Source organism: Sphingobacterium sp. UBA1897, assembly GCF_002337775.1.
Lineage (GTDB): Bacteria > Bacteroidota > Bacteroidia > Sphingobacteriales > Sphingobacteriaceae > Sphingobacterium > Sphingobacterium siyangense.
In genome coordinates this window covers 343,575-363,872 of the sequence record NZ_DDGR01000018.1, presented here as the reverse complement: position 1 = coordinate 363,872, position 20,298 = coordinate 343,575, and the positions used below count along the sequence as shown (strand labels likewise).

Genomic DNA, 20,298 nt, shown 5'->3' with positions numbered 1-20,298 from the left:
AGCACGATGCAGACAGCCTTTCTAAAATTAGTAGCAGCAGACATTCAAAAACGTTTTGGAAACGATCTGAGTGAAATTGCCATCGTGTTTAATAATAAACGGCCGATTACCTACCTCAAAAAACATCTCTCTGAAGTGTATGGTCAGGCGATCTGGTCGCCGCAGTTTTTTACGATTCAAGAATTTTTCAGACTTTCGACCGATGATACCGAAGCCAGTCCTTTAACCCAATTTTTTCATCTGTTTAATATTCATAATGAGTTATTGATAGCTGAGGGCAAGCAACCAGAAACGCTGGAAGAGTTCTATCCAATTGCCGAAATTATATTGAGTGACTTCGGTCAACTGGATTATGATCTCGTTCCCATCGAGCAGATCTATCTAGAACTTTATGACAATACCAAAATCGACATTGCTTTCCAACATCTCACGCAAGAACAGCAAGGGTTTATCCGTCAATTTTGGCAGTCCTTTTCTATTGCGGGGCATAGTGGCGTACAAGAGCGCTTTCTTCAACTTTGGAAAAGACTGCCCGTATTATATGATCGATTCAAAGAAAAGCTTAAAACAGAAGGCCAAACCAACTATCCAACAATCTACCGTGATCTGGTTGAAGGCAAGGCTACAAATCAGCAGTTTGCGTCCTCCTTTCAGCATATCCTTTTTGTCGGTTTCAATGCTTTAAATAAAGCTGAGGCAAAATTATTTAGACAATGGCAGGACAAAGGCAGCGCACTATTCTATTTTGATGCCGATGCCTATTACCTGGAGGACACTATGCAGGAGGCGGGACTTTTTATCCGTCGAAATATTTTTCAAACAGGTTTGGTCAATGCCCTTGGCGATAGCCCGAACATTATAGGCAATAGAACCTCAACCGTAAATCTATATGCCAGCACCGGAAAAATCAGCCAAACAAAATTGCTCCATGATATCCTCGAACAGCACCATAACATGGAGCAGACCTCTGCCATTCTTCTAGCAGATGAAAACCTACTGGTTCCTTTGCTGCAGAGTCTGCCCGATGTCAACCCCAACATCACAACGGGATATCCCCTAACGCAGTCTCCCATTTTCGGCATCCTGGACCTATGGATGGATGTACATTTGGAGATATCTCAGTTCAAGAGGCGGAAGATTCCTTATCAGGTCATAGAGACCTTTATCAACCATCCGCTCAGCATGGTTTCTTTAGCAGATAAACTTCAGATCCAAAAAGAGATTGCCGACAAACAGCTCTTTGAGATCGCATTGGAGGAGCTTCATCTCAAAAGCTCCCTGCCTCAGTTTTTTGTACCAATCGAAAATTCTGCACATTTGATCCCTTCGCTCATTTTGATCGTCGATGACCTGTTGCATAGCATCTCTTCTCAGGAGCGCATCCGCCAAATTGACAACAACCTCTTGATCGAAACAAAGAAAACGTTAAATCAGCTGCTAATGGGCTTTGAAACAGTTGCGCCCTTAAGCATCAGCTTCCAGATTGGCCTGATTAAAAAAGCAATCGCCCCAATAAATTCGGCGATAGAAGGAGATCCGCTAGAAGGAATTCAGATTATGGGACTCTTGGAGAGTCGTTGTTTAAATTTTGACAACGTATATATTTTAGGCGCAAATGAAGGCATTCTACCCAAAACGTCCAATTCACCGACCTTTATACCCAATAGCCTGAGAAGCGCTTATGGCCTTCCCATATTGGAGAATCAGGATGCCCTGTCAGCTTATTTATTCTATCGCCATTTTCAATACAGTGAAGGAATACATATTTTCTACAATGGCTTAGTAGACGAAAGCTCTACCGGCGAAGAAAGTCGTTTTATCAAACAGCTGGAGTTTGAAAGTAAATTTCGGTTTGACCGAAAAATTCAACAACAGACCATCCAATTTGCCGATAAAGCGCAAGAGATTGTCATAGAGAAACGTGGTCAAGTCTGGGAAAAGATGTATCAGGACTTTATCGTCAACCAGAAAAGGATATCTGCAACGGCACTAACAACTTACCTGCAATCCCCGCTACAGTTTTTTTTAAAACATATTGCCGGCATCAAAGAACCGCCTTCAATTTCTCAGGAATTTGAGATGAATAAACTGGGAACTGTCATCCATAATGTCATGGAGAAGATATTCCTACCTTTCAAGGGGCAACAGGACTTTACACCGACAACTGTCTTACGGCGCGAGATAGACAAAATAGAAGCACAGGTGATTCGTGAAATAGGCCTGCAATATCAGATCGAATTAAAGACAACACATGATTTAAACAGCCTGCAGCGGATCATGCTGAAGATTGCCTGCGAGTATGTCAAGATGTATCTTGAATATGACATCAACAACTACAAAGCATTTCGGATTATTGAACTCGAGAATGACAACGATTATGTACTGCCCTTTCCTATTGAGATCAATGGAGAAGAACAACAGGTCACACTTTACGGCATCATTGACCGTGTAGATGAGGTCGTAACACACGACGATCGCATTATCAGTAGAATTGTTGATTACAAGACTGGTGGAGACTCGATCATATTCAAAGAAATCGACCAGGTATTTGCGCCAAATACCGAAAATAAAGCCATGGTGCAAACGCTATTCTATGCCTATGTATTTGAACAGAAAACAGGAAGAAAACAACTCGAACCCCATCTCTATGTCGCCCGTAAAATGCGGGAAGAAGGGACATTATTCAGTGGTAAAGAGGGAATATTGACTGATGAATTCCTTGCTTTCCAGAAAGAAAATTTTGTCAGATTTATGCGAGATATTCTTCAGGAAATCTTTAACCCAGATGTCCCATTTCGGCATAACCCGGACTCAATGATTTACCCAAGCGACCCTTATACACTATTCTACCGGGAAGCTAGCAAATGGGGGGATGCAGAAGAATGAATATAGCAAAGACTTTAAGGAGAGGTCAAACTAAATGCTACATATCAAATACATTTTAAAGACAAAAGGGGACATTTTACTGTCCCCTTTCTATATTAACGTTTGTTTCTTTTAATTGCATTATTGGCTCGACGTTTTGCTGTATTAATTTTATAATGGAACCAATGGTCTTTGAAGATCTTTCGCATCGTATTGTCAAAATGCCTTGTGATAAACAGATTACGCGCCCCCTGCAATTTCTCACTGATCGAATTTGCTAACGCCCTAACAGAAATCGAATAGCCCTCTGTCTCATATTGAATATAGTGCCACCAGCCTGCTGGCATATATAAGGTCTCTCCAGGATGGATCACCGCCTCATAGCCCTCCAGATATTTAATTCCGGGATATTCCTCTTCACTGCTATATTTGGGGTTTGCAATACTATGAAAATTGTATGGCAATTTGTACATCAAATCAGATTGATCATTTGGAAAAAGCCAAATACGTTTTAATCCTTGGAATTGAGAAATAAACACGTGTGACATATCAATATCGAAATGATTACGGGTACTTGACCCCTCTCCACCAAAGAACATAAATGGTAACCATTGCAATACCTTACCGCCTGTAACATCGTTATAAATAACATCGTGTTTCAGTTCAGGACGTATCTTGAGTAGATTGAACAAAAACAACCGTAACTCTGTAGGTTCTTTTGTGATCAGATCCAAATATTCTGCAAATGTCATATGGCCAACAGGAGCACTGGCAGCACGGTCCATTGATTCTTCCTCTTTTCCATAGACATCTATCTTTATATCTCCTGCGATTTCCTTAAAGTAATCATAACTCCATTTCTTCCACGCTGGACTTTCTGCACTGATAAAATCTGATATGATTACAGGAAAACCTGGTTTCAGATAATTCTTTAAAAAGTCCTCTGATTGAATGCCCGAAATTTTATCAACTTGCTTTAACTTCACGACTGACTAATTTTGCTTAATTACAAACATAAAAAAAATATTTCTATCAAATTTTAAAAATACTGCCTATGCTTTATTTTTAATTGGAATAAATTACTCCAAGCAATTTAATAGAAATATACTTAAAATCTCAATGACCATCGTCACTTTTATTACATTTTAACATCATCGATTCGACTCGCCACCATTTCTATACCCCTACAGATAAAAATACGATTCATCTATCTTTCATACAACATGAACATACCTCACAAATTGATCATCCGGCCAATTCGTAAAATTGTCATTGTACCATTCCCGATTCGGAATGATAAAACTCAACAACAACGCCCGTAAAAGTCTTTACAGATCCTTGCGGATCTTAAACTGCACAAATAACAAAAAAAGGGTCTTAAGAACCCTTTTTTTGTTATTTACCTTATGTTAGGCTACTACTTATTTACCTTTTTGATATATTCTTCAACAGCCATCGTCATACTAGGCGCTTTTGGTGTTGGAGCAGGGATATCTAAAATCAATCCGTGATCTAAAAGAGCCTGTTGAGTAGAAGCACCAAATGCTGCAATCCTTGTATTATTCTGCTTAAAGTCAGGGAAGTTATCATATAAGGACTGTACACTTGAAGGACTAAAGAACACGATAACATCGTAGAAAACATCTTTCAAATCAGTCAAATCGCTTACAACAGTTCTAAAAAGCACAGCCGGTGTAAATTTATAGCCGTTTTGTTGTAACCAATTACTTGTTTCCTCATTGGCCACATCCGAACAAGGGAACAAGAAATTCTCCCCTTTGTGTTTTTTCAATACCTCTTCAAGGTCTTTCGCGGTCTGTTTACCAAAGAAAATCTTCCGTTTTCTATATTGGATATACTTTTGAAGATAGAGGGCAATCGTTTCTGAAATACAGAAATACTTCATTTCTGCAGACACTTCAAATCGCATCTCTTCACAAATTCTAAAATAATGATCTACAGCATTTCTGCTCGTAAATATTACGGCAGAATAATCTGCTAAATTAACCTTATCCCTACGCACATCTTTGGCAGGAACTCCTTCTACGTGTATAAAACCTCGAAAGTCTAATTTTAACCCGTATTTCTTTGCTAAATCATAATAAGGGGACTTATCGTTTTCAGGTTTTGGTAAAGTCACCAGTACACTTTTTACCTTCTTTGCTCTTTCTACGTCTGAAGTTTGCATATTAACCAGTTTTAGCTCAATAATCTTAACAGTATTAATATTGGTGCTATTTCTAGGCAACAAAGGTACAAAATTAAATAGGAAATTGAAAATTTATACATAGACATAATATGAGTCGCTGTCTTAAGAAATCGATAGAAAAAGAGTAAGGCCGCTCCAACAATAGCCAAATGCAGTACAACTCCGACCGATGTCAAAGGCACAAGACTCAAAATTAATAGTACAGGAAGCATTAAAAAAAGTGTATTGAAATAAATCAGATACAGCACGGTCACATATTCCTTTACCAACTTTCTAATTTGAAAAACAAAGGATAAGAATCGGATAAATCCGATTTTTAACGCAAACAAAGCACCAACCATTCCCGCAGTCTTCATATAATTGGGAAAAGTAATAAAATCGAATCTATTTAATTCATATGCATAAAATAGACTTACAAATAAGCCTATTGCCCCAGAAAATAATATAAATAGAAAAATAAATGGCCAAGACGTCAGGATCGTATCCTCTTTGCTTACAGACAATAAGACCCTATCATCCCAGTACCCCTGAAAAACCAATTTAATATCAGAAGGGAAAAATACCCGAATCAACCCAACACCAAAAATTAATGCGAGAACTGTAAATAAAATCCAGTTTTCACGATGAGCCTTGAGCGTTCCATATTGCCGATCCAAATTGCTACTTCTTAATTTACTCTGAAAATACTGCTGAACATCAAAATTATAAATATTATGAATCCTTAAACCTTCCCCGTTCACTGTTACGATCCGATATTGATTCTGTAACGCAGGGTTCAAGGATGCCAAAACTTTCTGGTTTGGTGATTCAACAGAATCCTTTACGATATTTAGACTATCAGTACTAACTGTGCTGCTGTCCTGTACAACCGTCCGAAAAGTCCGCCGCTGCGCATTCAATCCCGTAATTGAAAACAGCAGAAGTACTACAAATAGAATATGATATTTGAAGATAGTTACGCTCATTAAAATGAATTGTCTCTTAACGGTAATGAAATGCTCATGAACCGTCTATATTCGAAACTCTTTAATTGTGGTCGTAAAGTTAGGATAAAAAGTTATATTGCATTCAAAAAATCTTCAGAGAACATGTACAAAGAAATCATACGTTGTCAATGGTGCGGATCTGATCCGCAATATGTCGATTATCACGATAAAGAATGGGGACGACAAGTCCGCGATGACAAAACTTTATTTGAATTTTTGATATTAGAGTCTGCACAAGCTGGCCTAAGCTGGATCACGATTCTTCGTCGAAGAAAGGCATACCAAGAAGCTTTTGCCAATTTTGATGTTGATCAAGTCGCTGCTTATACCAATGAACATGTTGCTAGACTTTTGGTCGATTCGGGAATTATCAAACACAGGAATAAAATTGAATCCACCATTACCAATGCGCAGCATTTCAAGAAAATCCAAGCAGAATATGGTAGCTTCTACGACTATTTATACACTTTTTTGCCTGAAAAAAAACCAATTGTCAACCACTGGACCAGTCTGCAACAGGTACCTGCAACTACAGCGATTTCTGATAAAATAGCAAAAGACATGAAGAAAAGGGGATTCAAATTTTTCGGTTCTACCATCTGTTATGCTTATATGCAGGCCGTTGGAATGGTGAACGACCATATCGAAACCTGTTCGTTTAAATAAGTTAACCATTAAAATGCGCATAGGTTTCGCAAACACCAATTTATAGGAATCAAAACCGGTTCTCTACACCATAAAAACAGACCGTTAAGAACAGCAATACAACATATGAATCAAATCGACCTAAAACAAAACCAATTGGTATTAAAAGAAAAAAGGGGGCCTCTAATTGCCAGACTATTCATCTATTTACTTACCATATTTTCTATAATTCTACCCCTTGGTGGCGTCACTGTCAATGTATCCAATAGCGGGCTGACAATTGTGAGTGTTATCATGCTTGGCTTATTTGGATTAATAGCATACTATATGCTCCGTGTTTCATTATGGAATACCTATGGCGCTGAAATTATTGAATTTCAAAAAAACAAAATCAACTACACCGCCGACTACCAATGGTTTAAAGGAGGTCAAAAAGAATTTGATTTTGAAAAGATAGACTTTACAATACAAAAATCGGGCTATGAGGAAGATTACAAAGGTGTTTTAGTCATTAAATTTGATGAAAAGAAAATACTTGAAACTGTCTCCAAACTACCGTTATCAGAATTAGAAATTTTACGTATAAATCTGAAAGAATTATACAACGATCAAACACCTGAATAGATCAAAATTCTATAGTTAAAATCTAATGATCACTTGTTAGTACATTAGACTGCTACGTTTTTATAAATATCAGGGAGATTCCGACAAAGACCATTAAAATCCATACCATACCCAACTACAAATTCTTTACTTATTTCAAAGCCAACATAGGTCAATTCCTCGAAATGATACTGCAGCGCCTCGGGTTTCACCAAAAGTGCACAGGCAATCACACTTGCTGGATTTAATTTTTTTACGGCATCCAAGGTATACTTCAGGGAATGCCCGGAGTCGACAATATCTTCTACAATAATCACATCACGGCCTTCAAGATCGATACCAAGCCCTAAAAGCTCGTTTAATTCAGATTGCCCGGTTCCAATATAAGAAGCCAACTTAATAAACGACATCTCACAAGGAACATCAATTTGCTTAAGCAAATCTGCCATAAACATAAAACATCCATTCAAGACGCCTATAAAAACAGGCTGTTTGTGTTCATAACGCAGGCTGATATCAATCCCCATCAAGCGCACTCGTTTCTGAATTTGCTCCTCTTCAAATAAAGGTTCGAAAAGCAATCCGTCAATTTCTATCTTTTTCATGCTAATATTCTTCTTTCAACACAGGCACTATTTGTGTGTGTCGTTTTCTTTTTCCTCTTTTTTACGCCCTAATATCTTGTCAAATAGCGACCGTTTTGGTTTCTCCTGCTCACTAGCCTCCTCATCTTTCTTTTCTGTTAGATCCATTTGTTTTAGCTTCTTTGGAACAGATACATGCTCAAGATTGTCGGCAGGAGAACTACTTTCGAGACGATCGAACAACAATGGATCATCTCCCATATCAAATACATCAACAGAATCTACCACAGCTGGTCTTGCTGCCCGCAGATGCGGCTGTAGAACAACTTCATAAAAACCATAATTTGAAGTTGTTGAATCCACACTAATCTGCCCTGTTTTGGTCATAATATGACCATATGTATTAAAATAGCGCAACATATTCCCTTTCAGGTGCCCTGTCCAATCAAAAAAGTTGAGTCCCTTTTTGGGACGCGGAACAATGCTCGACAAAAATATACTTTCTCCAAGCCCTAATTGCGCTGGTGTTTTCCCAAAATAATAGCGTGCAGCTTCGGTAATACCATATACATTATTTCCCCACTCGATGACATTCAGGTAAACCTCGTACATGCGTTTTTTACTCACTTGCTGCGAGCGTTCCATCAGCCATACCAGCAAAATTTCCTCCAGCTTCCGTACAACCGTCTTATTGCGATTTAGAAAAACATTTTTCACCAGTTGCATTGATATCGTACTCGCTCCACGCTTAAATCCTTTTTCCTTAATGTTTGTAGCAATAGAGAGTTTAAAAGCCTTCTCCTCAAAGCCTTTGTGCTTAAAGAAAAATGGATCTTCTGTATTGATCAAACTAATCTGCATATAACGGGATATTTGATCTATAGGTGTAAAATTAGGATTTTGAGGTCCGACAACAATTTCCCGCATCGGCTTACCATCTTCATAGGCTGTATACGTGAATGGTGTATTTAACATCGCAATATCGGCCTCCCCCCATTTGACTACCTTTAAATCCCTATCATCCATTTTGGAAGAGAAAAGAAGCTTTTCGGGCTTTTTGATTTCGAGAGCAAAGTTCAGATCGTATTGAATATGCCCCTCCACCTGAATACCATCTAAGCCAGGAAATAATCCAACTGGCATGGCATCAAAAAAGTGCTGCGCCTCTATCCTATCAGTATGAATGGCAAGGAAGAGTTCTTTTTCCGGCTTGTGCACATATTTGATATAAGGAGAAAACACGAAATCTTTGACCTGAACGGTACTTTCTTTGCTCACTTCAATCGATGATGCTCCAATATTCAATGCCCCCTGCATGATGGCCTCAGGAAAGATAACATCTTTACTAGAAATACGCCAGTGATTTACTTTCAGATTTTTAAATCCCCATTGCCCATGCAACTCCAGTAACTCCTTATTTCTTCTATGAGCCTTGTCCAATCGGAAGGATATTTCATCAAAACTTACCGCGAGACCAAATTTACGCTGTAATAGTGGAAGATTTACCTCCTTTTTATCGGAAAAAAGACGAAGGTCACATTCTTGATTATCTGAATCAATCGTTCCGGTCAGATTCCAGGCCGCCTCATGGTCATTTAACAGAAACTTGGTTTCCATATCTCCGCCGTCTATCACGGCAGAAGGAATTACAATGCGTTGTGAAGTACTGTCGTCACGATAGGAAAGCTCAAGGTTCTTGAGATCGAGGTCATTTGGAATCTTAAAAAATACATTTTTCAACAATCGATCTGCCAAGGCCGCCAGATTCTGCTTTGGGTTATCATTTTCAACAGTATCCTTTTTCTGCTTCTTGAACAGGAAATCGTAGTTACTGATCGAATCCTTTTTAACAAGAGAAACCTTCCCATTATCTAAAAGAACTTGTCCTAACTTCACATCCCCAAATAACAAAGGCCACAATTTTACAGACACTGTCAAATCATTGATTTGAGCCAATTGATCTCTATTTTTGGGCAATAGCTGTATATTCTTAAACTGTACGGCATTAATCCCCTGGAAAGCATAATATTGAATCTTCAATTCCATATCATACTTTTCAAGCAACTTCGCTTTCGCTTTGTTGATTGCTCCCATGAGCATGGCATCTCTTTTCTGATAAGCATACGTGCCTACTGCGATCGCCAAAACCAAAATAGCAGCTAAAGCGATATAAAGCCATCGCCATTTGCGGGACTTAAAAGATGTTATAAATCGATTGGACATAATTATTACTTAATGCAAATTCGTGCATATCAACAGTCAAACTTAGATAAATTTGGCTGCATATACAATTATAATTCACTGAAACAAGGATGGCCTTTATCCCTTTCTACAGTCCGACAAAATTATTTAGAAAACAGGTTGGTTACCCGAAAACGAAAATGTACTGGATAACGGATCTTTCCTAAAGATTAGGAGTACGATACAGTAATCTTAATCCCATTAAAAACAAAGAAATGACATGAAATTGATCCGCAATGAGTAGTTTTGTAATCCATGATTACAAATGAATAATAGATGGTTACCAAAGAACAAATATTAAATGCATTATCCTATGTTGAAGAGCCTGATTTGAAAAAGGATCTTGTAACATTGAATATGATTCAAAATATCGAGATCGAAGGTGAAAAAATTTCTTTCGATGTCATTTTAACTACACCAGCTTGCCCGCTTAAGGACCATATTGAGCATGCCTGCCGAAACGCCATAGCCCATTTCATCGACAAAAACCTCGAAGTTCATATCAATATGACTTCCAATGTGATCGGGAAACAAGGCGCGCAAGTATCAGGTATTAAAAACATCATCCTGGTATCTTCAGGCAAAGGTGGAGTTGGTAAATCTACTGTCGCTGCAAATCTTGCACTTGCACTCCATGCTAAAGGAGCTAAAACAGGTCTTTTAGACGCCGACATCTATGGGCCATCGCTTCCAATTATGTTTGGCCTAGAAGGTGCCAAACCGGGTTCGATAGAAATGCCAAACGGCCAGGTTAAAATTGAACCGCTTGAAAAATTTGGACTGAAATTACTTTCAATAGGATTTTTCACCGATCCAAACCAACCTATTCCATGGCGTGGACCGATGACGACCTCGGCCATCAAGCAGCTTTTTAATGATGCACATTGGGGTGAACTGGATTATTTGGTTGTTGATATGCCTCCGGGTACTGGTGACATCCATATCACCGTATCACAGACATTCCCGATTGCCGGGGCTGTGATTGTCACAACCCCGCAGCACGTTGCCCTGGCTGATGCTGTCAAAGGAATCGGAATGTTCTTAATGGATAGCATCAATATCCCATTATTGGGTGTCGTGGAAAATATGGCCTATTTTACACCAGCTGAACTGCCAGAGAACAAATATTATATTTTTGGTAAAGATGGCGGAAAACGTCTTGCAGAAGAATATAAAGTTCCTTTCCTAGGTGAAATCCCTTTGTTAAAAGGCATTTCTGACGCAGGAGATAATGGTTTCCCTGTTGCCATAGATAACGAAGATCCTGTAACGAAATCATTTTTAACGATCGCAGAGAAAGTTGCCCAGCAACTTTCCATTATCCATAGCCAAGGGAGATAGTTAGTGAATAATGCGCTCTTGCGCTTCACCATAAAAAAGGCTTTCATACGTATGAAAGCCTTTTTTATGAAATGTCATCTAAGTATTAGATAGCAAGTTCCAGCAATACCGGGCAATGATCGGAATGGACTGCATCCGGCATTATACTGGAAGATTTGATTTGTTCCGCCAAAGGTTTTGAAACCATATTATAATCAATACGCCAGCCCAAATTCTTTGCACGAGCCCCTGCACGATAGCTCCACCAACTGTAGTGGTGTGGATCAGGGTTTAAATGGCGGAAAGAGTCAATATAACCCGAATTAATAAAATTCTCCATCCATTCGCGCTCTTCCGGAAGAAATCCCGAAGAATTTGCATTTGATTTTGGATTGTGAATATCGATGGCACGGTGACAAATATTATAATCACCACAAACGACCAAATTCGGTTTTTCGATCAAAAGCTTATCGCTATATGACTGAAAATCCTCCAAAAAACGGTATTTAAAATCCTGTCTCACATCTCCTGTTGTACCTGATGGGAAATAGGTACTCATCACGGAGACCTGATCAAAATCAGCACGGATAATACGTCCTTCAAAATCATAATCTTCATGGCCGCAACCATACTCAATATGCTTAGGTGTGATCCGCGTAAACAAGGCGACTCCGCTATAGCCCTTCTTTTGAGCTGGATACCAGTAATGCTCATAGCCCATCTGCTCCAACAAAGCAATTTCGGGAATCTGATCCGGTGTAGCTTTAATCTCCTGAAGACATATGACATCCGCATTTACAGTTTTCAACCAGCCTAACCAATCTTTCTTCAAGGCTGCACGTAAACCATTCACATTATAGGTTACTATTTTCATTTTTTGAGTATTGAGATTCTAAATAATAGGAAAAAAAGCGCTTCAATCCCTGATTTGCGACTTCATAAAAACATTAATAATCCTTAGAAGAGAACAGATCACCGATTTTAGAAAAGATACCAGTCTGAGGTTTTAGACCTTTTAGTTCCCGCTCTAAGTTTAACGCTTCTCGCCTCGTTAGCACATGCATGTTCATCTTTTGGTCGACTTCTGGTCTATCGTGCTTATCTGTTTTCACAGCTGCAATCTGATCGATAACATCCACTCCCTTGACCAACTCACCAAATACAGTATAATTCCAATCCAAATGAGGTGCACCACCAATAGTCGTGTAAGCCTGACGCTGTACTTCCGAAAATTTCTTACCATTCATCCGTGTTTGCTCCAAACGATTAAGATCTTCAGGTGTGAATACCTTTCCCTGAACAAGATAAAACTGAGAACCCGAAGAAGCTTTTGCGGGGTTGTTATCCCTAGCCGCTCCAATGGTCCCTTTTTTATGGAACAAACCGTCCTGAATCTCTGCAGGAATGGTATACCCTGGTCCTCCATTACCCAGCTGCGCTCCTCCAACTGCATTTCTTGAGTCAGGATCGCCTCCCTGGATCATAAAATTCTGGATGACGCGATGGAACAAGGTTCCATCGTAGTATTTACTTTTTGCTAATTTCACGAAGTTATCCCGATGTTTTGGTGTCTCATTGTACAACCGCAGCACACAGGTCCCCTTGTCAGTAACGATCTGTACATATTTAAACTCGGGTTTAGCCGCAAATGCCAAAACCTGCAAAAAGCAGAATACTGCTATTAAACTAGCCTTTAAAAATCTCATCTGTTAATAATTATATGTTCCCATTTAGAACTTCCTCTTTTTTCAATTGTGTTATCTTTTAGATAACGTTTAACTCTTCAAAATAATTTATGATCAAGGACTTCATAATCAGTTCTTGCTCCAAAAGAGTATAGTTAGGAATAGGTTTTACCAATTCCCAATGTGGCCACCCTTCTTCATCCAGACCTTTCAGATTATAAAATCCCATAGCACTGAAAAGACGACACGTCGCAATGTGCATCAACTCTTCTTTTTCTCGTTTTGAGAATTTTTGGGCACCTTTGCCCAATTCCTGAACACCAATAAGGAATAAACAAACCTTGATGTCAGGCTTTTCCATATCGAATAGAGAAGCAATTTCATCCTGTAGGATGTTCCACTTCTTGTTTACTTCTGCTGCCTTCATTTTTTTGTTTTAAACAAACTAAGATAAATTTACGATGATTTGCAAGCAAATTAACGCACAGATAAATATAGTTATGCTGTTGGATTCCCGCCTTTGGCAATAACCTCTGCACAACGTTGATCAATCATCTGAAACACGGGATCGAACAAATTATCATCAAAATACGGATCAGGAACAACATCATCTCCCAAAAACAATTTAACTTTGTGCAGATCTTCCTTATCAATCACCTGAGCGCATACATCTGCATAGTTTTGTCTATCCATTACAAATATAAGATCGTATTCGGAAAAAAATTGCGGTTTGAAATGCCGTGCCCGCTGACCGGAAATATCGACACCATACTTCTTTGCAATTGCAATAGCTCTACGATCGGGTGCTTCACCTATGTGCCAGTCACCTGTACCCGCCGATTCAACGACCCAGTTTAATTGATTATCTGCTGCTTTTTGTTTCAATATACCATGTGCAAGGGGAGAACGACAGATGTTTCCCAAACAAACCATTAAAATCTTCATCTCTATAATTTTTAAAAGCTATCAAAGAGTAGCCATACCACGCTACGATCCAAACTAAACGGCGCAAAGAACGCCATTAGCCGACATAATCAGGCTTTCATGCTTGTCAATAGCAATATTGAAATAAATCACAAAGCCAGAAAGTCCCAGCATAAAAAGCGCTGGAGCTATTTCGGCACTTAATTCCGCAAAATAGCTAAACTAAAATGATTAAGGAAACAACCGGCTTAAAATTGACTTACTTCTTACCAAGTGCCGTAGCTTTCCTATAAAATCCTTCTGATTATGTGTCTACCAACAGTAATGAAAAAAGACTGGAGACCTTTGCTGTCCAATAACCAAGTTAAATGAGGCCAATGAGACTAAACACTTTTCAATAAACCAAGCATAACGAGCCGAATGATACCTTTATGAAAAACACGATCAATACACAAAGCATAAAAAAGGTGGCCTAACCTTACGGCTAGAACCACCTAAACTATATTAATCAACCAATTCTTAATTCAATGTTTAATATTCTACCGGGAAGCTCAATTGAACAGCACCACCTTGCGGAGATACACCTTTCAATCGTACAATATTGCGTTGTGTTGCGCCGAGAGCAGCTTCAACATCATCTACTGTATTGACCGCTTTTCCATTCACCTCTGTAATGACCAGTCCACGCTCTACACCGAAATAATCAAAGATACCACCACGGTTCACCTGAGTTACAACAACTCCAGAGTTTACACCCAGTTCCTTTTTCTTCTGAGCAGAAGCAGGAATAAAGCTTGCTCCTAATTTATTGTAAATCTCCGTTGCACTTTTAGAAGCTTTTCCGCTAGCGCTTGCAGTCTTTAAGGATTCTTCGCCTTTTAACGTCAACGACACTTGTTTTTCCTTACCATCACGTTTGTAGGTGATATTCACTTTATCACCAGGACGCAGACGACCTATTGTCTCTCCTAAAACTGGCGATCCTGTAATTACTTTGCCATTAATTTTAGTCAAGATATCTCCTTTTTTGATACCGGCAGCTTCTGCTGCACCACCAGCTACAACATCTTCGACAAATAGCCCGTTCACGTCCGTAATACCTCTTTCTTTAGCTAACTCAGACGTGACTGGTTGGTAATTAATACCAATATAACCTCGTTTTACATTCCCAAATTCCACAAAGTCATCAGCAATTTTTTTCACTAAGTTCACAGGAATTGCAAAACCATACCCCGCATACACACCTGTTGGAGAAGCAATAGCAGAGTTAATACCAATCAATTCACCAGCAGCATTTGTCAATGCTCCACCGCTATTCCCCTTATTAATAACTGCATCAGTTTGGATAAAGGATTCAATAGCCGAACTTGCTAGAGGCTGATTCGTATTTCCTCCAAAAGGATTACCGCGTTGTTGCTGACCTTCTCTTAAGATACCAATATCACGGCCAGTAGCACTAACGATACCTGCTGTTACAGTAGATTGCAATCCAAGTGGATAACCAAAAGCCAATACCCATTCACCAACATTAACATTATCTGAATTACCTAATTTAACAACAGGAAGGCCTTTTCCAGCAACCTTTAACAGAGCAATATCTGTATTTGGATCCCGGCCAATTAATTTAGCTTCAAACGTACGCTTGTCTGTTAGTACCACTTCAATTTTATCTGCATCTTCCACCACGTGATTGTTGGTTACAATATAACCATCATCTGAAATAATTACACCTGATCCGGATGCTTGTATAGGCTGGGACTGCATCTGACGACGTCCGCCACCCTGTGGCATGCCAAAAAACTCCTCAAACATATCGAATGGAGAACCCTGTGATTCCTGAGATCCCTTACGCGTGTACGTTGTTTTGATATGTACTACGCCCGGAGAAACGGCAGCAGCAGCCTGGGTAAAATCAGGATTACCTGTCGAAGACATGGCTCCTACTGGGTTGTTCGCAAAATAAACTTTTTGTTTGTCTTCGAAAGACTTACCATCAAACTTCTTATTCTCAATAAGCTTGTAACCACCTAATGCTACCGCTCCACCGAAAACAGCCGTTAATAGCGTTAAACCGACCTTATTCATAAACTTATTTTTATTTTAAAATGTCTTAATATAAGCTGATAATTTTTGCTCTTAAAATTACCGATTTTATTCGGATATGTTCAAATGTAATACCATTTCGAAGCCTTCGGAAAATCCGGCACGTTAAAAAATGTTAATTACTAGACAAATGCAATCATTTTAACAAATCTTAACTTTTCTCCGTTTTTTTGTAACAAAAAAACGTACTTTTGTTACTACAAATCAACGTAATGGCATCAAAAGTAAGATTTTCAAAATATCAGGGAGCAGGCAATGACTTCATTTTAGTAGACAATCGCAACAAAGCATTTGACCGCGCAGATGAAGCATTGGTAGAAAAGCTCTGTAACCGCCGGTTTGGCATTGGTGCCGATGGTCTAATGCTCTTACAAACCACAGAAAATTACGATTTTGAGATGATTTATTATAATGCCGACGGTAGAGAAGGCAGCATGTGTGGTAATGGGGGGCGTTGTATCGTCGCTTTTGCACGCGACTTAGGCATTATTACTGACAGAACTGTCTTTTTGGCAGTAGATGGCATACACCATGCCTCTTTATCAGCAGACCTTGTCAATCTCCAGATGATCGATGTAACGGATTTTACCCGTGATGGAGAAGCCTATCTGTTACAAACAGGTTCTCCACATTATGTTGAGTTCGTAAAAAATCTGCAGGATAAGAATGTCTTCCAAGATGGCTACGCCATTCGCAATAACGCTACTTATGGAAAAGAAGGCATCAATGTAAATTTCATTGAAGCTGAAGGAGATGGTTATTTCCTCCGCACATTTGAGCGCGGTGTTGAAGATGAAACCTATGCCTGCGGCACTGGAGCAACTGCAGCGGCCATGGCTGTCGCCTTGCAGCAAAATTTAGAAGGTGATATCAATATTCCTATCCGAGTATTAGGAGGACAGCTGTATATCTCCTTCCATAAGAAAGGCTCCCATTTCTCAGAGGTGTTCTTAAAGGGCCCGGCACAGTTTGTCTTTGAAGGGAACTATTAGGTTTTTATTCCTATAGCGATCAAGGCTAATTGCAACCCAAATTTTCAATCCAAGCAAATCAAGCCGTGAAATAGGGCCTACGCCCTTTGATATTTAACGACACCTGTACACAACCTCATAATGAAGGTTAGTACGAGATCTTCACTAGCTATCCCTTAAAATCGATTTTAAAAATTTCAACGCGCAAATTGCGATTAATGGTATATTTTATTGTATATTAGAAACCTTTATTTATAAGGTCCGCTATTTTTAATGCAACAGTCAAAGTCATTTCCAGTATATAAAATCGTTTATTCTATATGTGAGCACCCCTATCTTGGCTATCTTATTGAGCCACACATGGTCAAACTCAATCCCAATGGGACTTACTCACTACGCTATCAACGTATATTTAGCAATACTGTAGATGCTTACGCCGCTGAATTGGATGAATTAGATTACAAACTAATTCGATTGCTCGATGAAATCGAACAAACTCACCTCATTAAAAAATACTACAAAAAAGCAATTAGACCTGTCGATTTCTTTTCCAAAGTTTTCGATAAAAAGTTACATGAGCTTCTTCGTCCTAAAATTGATGAAAAAATGATCCAATTTTTTGAAGCTGTTGGAGACAAACCGCTTTTCATGATGAGCAAAGATGGTTATCCAGCAGATCAAGAAATTAAATTGGCAACCTCCGCGGCATCGATTCTATTTCATTTTCGACGAAACGAAGAAGAAACACGTTATTTCCCGACAATCAAATACGAAAATCAGCGTCTGGAGTTTATGTTCAAAAATGCCATTGTCTTGACCAATGTACAAGCATGGTTACTTCTAAACAATACCCTATATTATTTCGATCAGGCACTTGAGGGCAAGAAACTCAGCCCTTTCCTAAATAAACGTTACATTTCTGTCGGTAGAAGTACCGAAAAAAAATATTTCGAAACCTTTGTATGTGGGCTGATTGAACGTTATCATGTCTATGCCGAAGGATTTGAAATTCAAACCCACCAACACCAAGCAATTCCACTCCTCCATTTGATTTATATTGAAGACGGGGCATCGCAATTACAACTGCAATTCAAGTACGGGCCGCACACCTTTACCGCAGGAGCCGAGAATAAAGTTACTGTTCGTATGGAATATAATGAGAAAGATGATCAATATATATTCCACCGTGTAAAACGATCTTTGCAATGGGAAGAACAACAACATGAAAGCTTAAAAAAATTGGGGCTACAGGATGTCGACCTCCAACTCGGTTTATTAACGCCAACTACCCATAATGGAAAACGGCTTTCAGTATTTGACTGGATGAACAACCATCAAGAACAACTTGAGACTCTAGGATTCCACATTATACAAAATAGTGAAGAAAAACGCTTCTTCATAGGGCACACCTCCTTAGATATCTCCATTGATGAAGACAATGATTGGTTTGATATCAGCGCTATCGCAAAATTTGGTCCCTATGAGATCCCATTTATCCAGCTGCGCAATCATATTCTTAATAACATTAAGGAATTTACCTTACCGAATGGAGAAATTGCCATGATTCCGGATGAATGGTTTGCAAAATACAATCATCTCTTCCAGTTTTCTGCAGATCGGCATGAGCTCAAACTAAATAAGGTACATATTGGTCTACTCTTTGAAATTAGTGAGCATACACAGCTGGTATTTACACGAAAACTACAGAATTTAGCCAACTTTGAAGAGATTGCTGATATTCCCGAACCAAAACATTTCAAGGGAAATCTTCGCCCATACCAAAAAGCAGGATACAATTGGTTTAATTTTTTGAAGCAGTATAAATTTGGCGGCTGTCTTGCAGATGATATGGGTTTGGGTAAAACCATACAGACTTTAGCCCTATTGCAACAGCAGAAAGAACAACTCCAAGACGAACAGGATATCCGTACCTCACTTTTGGTGTTGCCAACATCATTGGTATACAACTGGCAGAAAGAAGCGCAGCAATTTGCCCCACAGCTTAATATCCACCTTCATACCGGAAACAATCGCATCAAAGATGCTACTCTTTTCGACAAATATGATTTGGTAATTACCACCTACGGAATTGCCCGTATTGACGAAGAAACCTTGAGTAGCTTTTATTTTAATTACATTATCCTCGATGAGAGCCAGAATATCAAAAACCCAACTTCCAAATCGTTTAAAGCCATCAAAAGCCTAAAAAGCAAAAACAAATTGGCTTTGAGTGGAACTCCTGTAGAAAATTCCGTTTCGGATCTTTGGGCACAGATGCACTTCACCAATCCAGGACTACTAGGCAGCTATACTTATTTTCAAAAGGAATTTGTACAGCCCATAGAAAAGAAAAAAGATGAAGAAAAAGCACAGCGTCTTCAAGCGATTGTCAAACCATTTATATTAAGACGTACAAAAGATCAGGTGGCAACAGAATTACCGCCAAAAACTGAACAGATCCTTTATTGTGAAATGACTGAAAAACAATCCGAGTTGTACGAAAAAGTCAAATCTGAATATCGCAATGCAATTCTTGACGGACAATTGGACAGCAAGCCTAAATCTACGCAAATTGCGTTGTTGCAAGGCCTGACAAAGCTCCGACAATTAGCCAATCATCCCAGAATGGTGGATGAGAAATTCTCGGGTGATTCCGGCAAGTTTGAAGCTGTCATTGAAACGCTTGAGATGGTCATGCGAAGAGGCAACAAAGTGCTGATTTTCTCCCAATTCGTAAAACAGCTCAATATTTTCCGTCAGTATTTCGATCATAAAGGAACAAATTATGCCTACCTGGATGGCGGCACAAAGAATCGGGATGAAGCCGTCAGCCAATTTCGTAAAAACAACGATACCAAGTTATTCCTTATATCGATAAAAGCAGGTGGGGTGGGACTCAATCTGATTGAAGCTGACTATGTTTTTATTCTGGATCCGTGGTGGAATCCAGCTGTGGAACAACAGGCTGTAGACCGTTCACACCGCATCGGTCAAACGCGCAACGTGTTTATCTATAAATTTATCAGTAAAGATACCGTCGAAGAAAAGATATTAGCTTTACAGAATAAAAAGAAGTCGATTGCACAAAGCCTGATCACGACAGAAGAAAGCTTCATCAAGTCACTATCACAGGAAGATCTGCAGGAACTTTTGGCCTAAATA

The 20,298-nt window shown here is 39.1% G+C and carries 16 protein-coding genes; 6 read left to right on the top strand and 10 right to left on the bottom strand.

Annotation, left to right across the window (positions count from 1 at the left end):
* Positions 1 to 6 precede the first annotated feature (6 nt).
* The gene (locus B4N43_RS09815) at positions 7 to 2,886 is read left to right on the top strand and encodes a PD-(D/E)XK nuclease family protein (protein WP_286734409.1); all 2,880 of its coding nucleotides are present in this window, start codon (positions 7 to 9) and stop codon (positions 2,884 to 2,886) included.
* A 95-nt stretch (positions 2,887 to 2,981) separates the two neighbouring features.
* On the opposite strand, the gene B4N43_RS09810 is transcribed toward B4N43_RS09815, so the two are convergent.
* From B4N43_RS09810 to B4N43_RS09800, 3 genes are all read right to left on the bottom strand, one after another.
* A complete protein-coding gene (locus B4N43_RS09810; protein ID WP_286734407.1) occupies positions 2,982 to 3,851 on the bottom strand; it encodes a cupin-like domain-containing protein in 870 nt (289 codons plus the stop codon).
* A gap of 431 nt (positions 3,852 to 4,282) precedes the next feature.
* Positions 4,283 to 5,053, bottom strand: coding sequence for a uroporphyrinogen-III synthase (locus B4N43_RS09805; RefSeq protein ID WP_075994453.1), 771 nt, complete (start codon positions 5,051 to 5,053; stop codon positions 4,283 to 4,285).
* 11 nt (positions 5,054 to 5,064) lie between these two features.
* A complete protein-coding gene (locus tag B4N43_RS09800; RefSeq protein ID WP_145329025.1) occupies positions 5,065 to 6,039 on the bottom strand; it encodes a DUF4271 domain-containing protein in 975 nt (324 codons plus the stop codon).
* Between the two features lie 123 nt (positions 6,040 to 6,162).
* Between B4N43_RS09800 and B4N43_RS09795 the strand changes: the two genes are divergently transcribed.
* Together B4N43_RS09795 and B4N43_RS09790 are read left to right on the top strand one after the other, a co-directional pair.
* Positions 6,163 to 6,726, top strand: a complete 564-nt coding sequence (locus tag B4N43_RS09795) for a DNA-3-methyladenine glycosylase I (protein ID WP_088163795.1) — start codon at positions 6,163 to 6,165, stop codon at positions 6,724 to 6,726.
* Between the two features lie 105 nt (positions 6,727 to 6,831).
* Positions 6,832 to 7,329 carry a hypothetical protein gene (locus B4N43_RS09790; protein ID WP_286734404.1) on the top strand — a complete coding sequence of 166 codons (498 nt, stop codon included), beginning with the start codon at positions 6,832 to 6,834 and terminating at the stop codon, positions 7,327 to 7,329.
* Between the two features lie 44 nt (positions 7,330 to 7,373).
* On the opposite strand, the gene hpt is transcribed toward B4N43_RS09790, so the two are convergent.
* Both hpt and B4N43_RS09780 read right to left on the bottom strand, forming a co-directional pair.
* Positions 7,374 to 7,913: a hypoxanthine phosphoribosyltransferase gene (gene hpt, locus B4N43_RS09785; protein ID WP_075994457.1), complete on the bottom strand. Its 540-nt coding sequence runs from the start codon at positions 7,911 to 7,913 to the stop codon at positions 7,374 to 7,376.
* Positions 7,914 to 7,940: 27 nt separating this feature from the next.
* On the bottom strand, positions 7,941 to 10,115 hold the full coding sequence (locus B4N43_RS09780; protein WP_088163191.1) for a transglycosylase domain-containing protein: 2,175 nt from the start codon (positions 10,113 to 10,115) through the stop codon (positions 7,941 to 7,943).
* A gap of 294 nt (positions 10,116 to 10,409) precedes the next feature.
* Between B4N43_RS09780 and B4N43_RS09775 the strand changes: the two genes are divergently transcribed.
* Entirely contained in the window at positions 10,410 to 11,474 is a 1,065-nt protein-coding gene (locus B4N43_RS09775) for an Mrp/NBP35 family ATP-binding protein (RefSeq protein ID WP_088163192.1), read from the top strand.
* An 85-nt stretch (positions 11,475 to 11,559) separates the two neighbouring features.
* On the opposite strand, the gene B4N43_RS09770 is transcribed toward B4N43_RS09775, so the two are convergent.
* The 5 genes from B4N43_RS09770 to B4N43_RS09750 form a co-directional block, all read right to left on the bottom strand.
* Positions 11,560 to 12,327 (bottom strand): exodeoxyribonuclease III, encoded by a 768-nt coding sequence (locus B4N43_RS09770; RefSeq protein WP_075994460.1) that lies wholly within the window; start codon positions 12,325 to 12,327, stop codon positions 11,560 to 11,562.
* A gap of 73 nt (positions 12,328 to 12,400) precedes the next feature.
* A complete protein-coding gene (locus B4N43_RS09765) occupies positions 12,401 to 13,159 on the bottom strand; it encodes a peptidylprolyl isomerase (protein WP_286734401.1) in 759 nt (252 codons plus the stop codon).
* A gap of 58 nt (positions 13,160 to 13,217) precedes the next feature.
* Positions 13,218 to 13,565, bottom strand: a complete 348-nt coding sequence (locus B4N43_RS09760; RefSeq protein ID WP_075994462.1) for a hypothetical protein — start codon at positions 13,563 to 13,565, stop codon at positions 13,218 to 13,220.
* A gap of 71 nt (positions 13,566 to 13,636) precedes the next feature.
* Complete coding sequence (locus tag B4N43_RS09755) at positions 13,637 to 14,083, bottom strand: low molecular weight protein-tyrosine-phosphatase (protein WP_075994463.1); 447 nt, start codon at positions 14,081 to 14,083, stop codon at positions 13,637 to 13,639.
* A 510-nt stretch (positions 14,084 to 14,593) separates the two neighbouring features.
* Positions 14,594 to 16,147, bottom strand: coding sequence for a Do family serine endopeptidase (locus B4N43_RS09750; protein ID WP_075994464.1), 1,554 nt, complete (start codon positions 16,145 to 16,147; stop codon positions 14,594 to 14,596).
* Positions 16,148 to 16,377: 230 nt separating this feature from the next.
* Here B4N43_RS09750 and dapF point away from each other — a divergent pair, with 230 nt between their 5' ends.
* Positions 16,378 to 17,157, top strand: coding sequence for a diaminopimelate epimerase (dapF, locus tag B4N43_RS09745; protein WP_248932669.1), 780 nt, complete (start codon positions 16,378 to 16,380; stop codon positions 17,155 to 17,157).
* A 252-nt stretch (positions 17,158 to 17,409) separates the two neighbouring features.
* Positions 17,410 to 20,295, top strand: a complete 2,886-nt coding sequence (locus tag B4N43_RS09740) for a DEAD/DEAH box helicase (protein ID WP_145329017.1) — start codon at positions 17,410 to 17,412, stop codon at positions 20,293 to 20,295.
* Positions 20,296 to 20,298 lie beyond the last annotated feature (3 nt).

Excerpts from the sequence above, each read along its gene's own strand:
- B4N43_RS09815 (WP_286734409.1), top strand. The coding sequence starts at position 7 with ATGCAGACAGCCTTTCTAAAATTAGTAGCAGCAGACATTCAAAAACGT.
- B4N43_RS09805 (WP_075994453.1), bottom strand. The coding sequence starts at position 5,053 with ATGCAAACTTCAGACGTAGAAAGAGCAAAGAAGGTAAAAAGTGTACTG.
- B4N43_RS09800 (WP_145329025.1), bottom strand. The coding sequence starts at position 6,039 with ATGAGCGTAACTATCTTCAAATATCATATTCTATTTGTAGTACTTCTG.
- B4N43_RS09795 (WP_088163795.1), top strand. The coding sequence starts at position 6,163 with ATGTACAAAGAAATCATACGTTGTCAATGGTGCGGATCTGATCCGCAA.
- B4N43_RS09790 (WP_286734404.1), top strand. The coding sequence starts at position 6,832 with ATGAATCAAATCGACCTAAAACAAAACCAATTGGTATTAAAAGAAAAA.
- hpt (WP_075994457.1), bottom strand. The coding sequence starts at position 7,913 with ATGAAAAAGATAGAAATTGACGGATTGCTTTTCGAACCTTTATTTGAA.
- B4N43_RS09780 (WP_088163191.1), bottom strand. The coding sequence starts at position 10,115 with ATGTCCAATCGATTTATAACATCTTTTAAGTCCCGCAAATGGCGATGG.
- B4N43_RS09775 (WP_088163192.1), top strand. The coding sequence starts at position 10,410 with ATGGTTACCAAAGAACAAATATTAAATGCATTATCCTATGTTGAAGAG.
- B4N43_RS09770 (WP_075994460.1), bottom strand. The coding sequence starts at position 12,327 with ATGAAAATAGTAACCTATAATGTGAATGGTTTACGTGCAGCCTTGAAG.
- B4N43_RS09765 (WP_286734401.1), bottom strand. The coding sequence starts at position 13,159 with ATGAGATTTTTAAAGGCTAGTTTAATAGCAGTATTCTGCTTTTTGCAG.
- B4N43_RS09760 (WP_075994462.1), bottom strand. The coding sequence starts at position 13,565 with ATGAAGGCAGCAGAAGTAAACAAGAAGTGGAACATCCTACAGGATGAA.
- B4N43_RS09755 (WP_075994463.1), bottom strand. The coding sequence starts at position 14,083 with ATGAAGATTTTAATGGTTTGTTTGGGAAACATCTGTCGTTCTCCCCTT.
- B4N43_RS09750 (WP_075994464.1), bottom strand. The coding sequence starts at position 16,147 with ATGAATAAGGTCGGTTTAACGCTATTAACGGCTGTTTTCGGTGGAGCG.
- dapF (WP_248932669.1), top strand. The coding sequence starts at position 16,378 with ATGGCATCAAAAGTAAGATTTTCAAAATATCAGGGAGCAGGCAATGAC.
- B4N43_RS09740 (WP_145329017.1), top strand. The coding sequence starts at position 17,410 with ATGCAACAGTCAAAGTCATTTCCAGTATATAAAATCGTTTATTCTATA.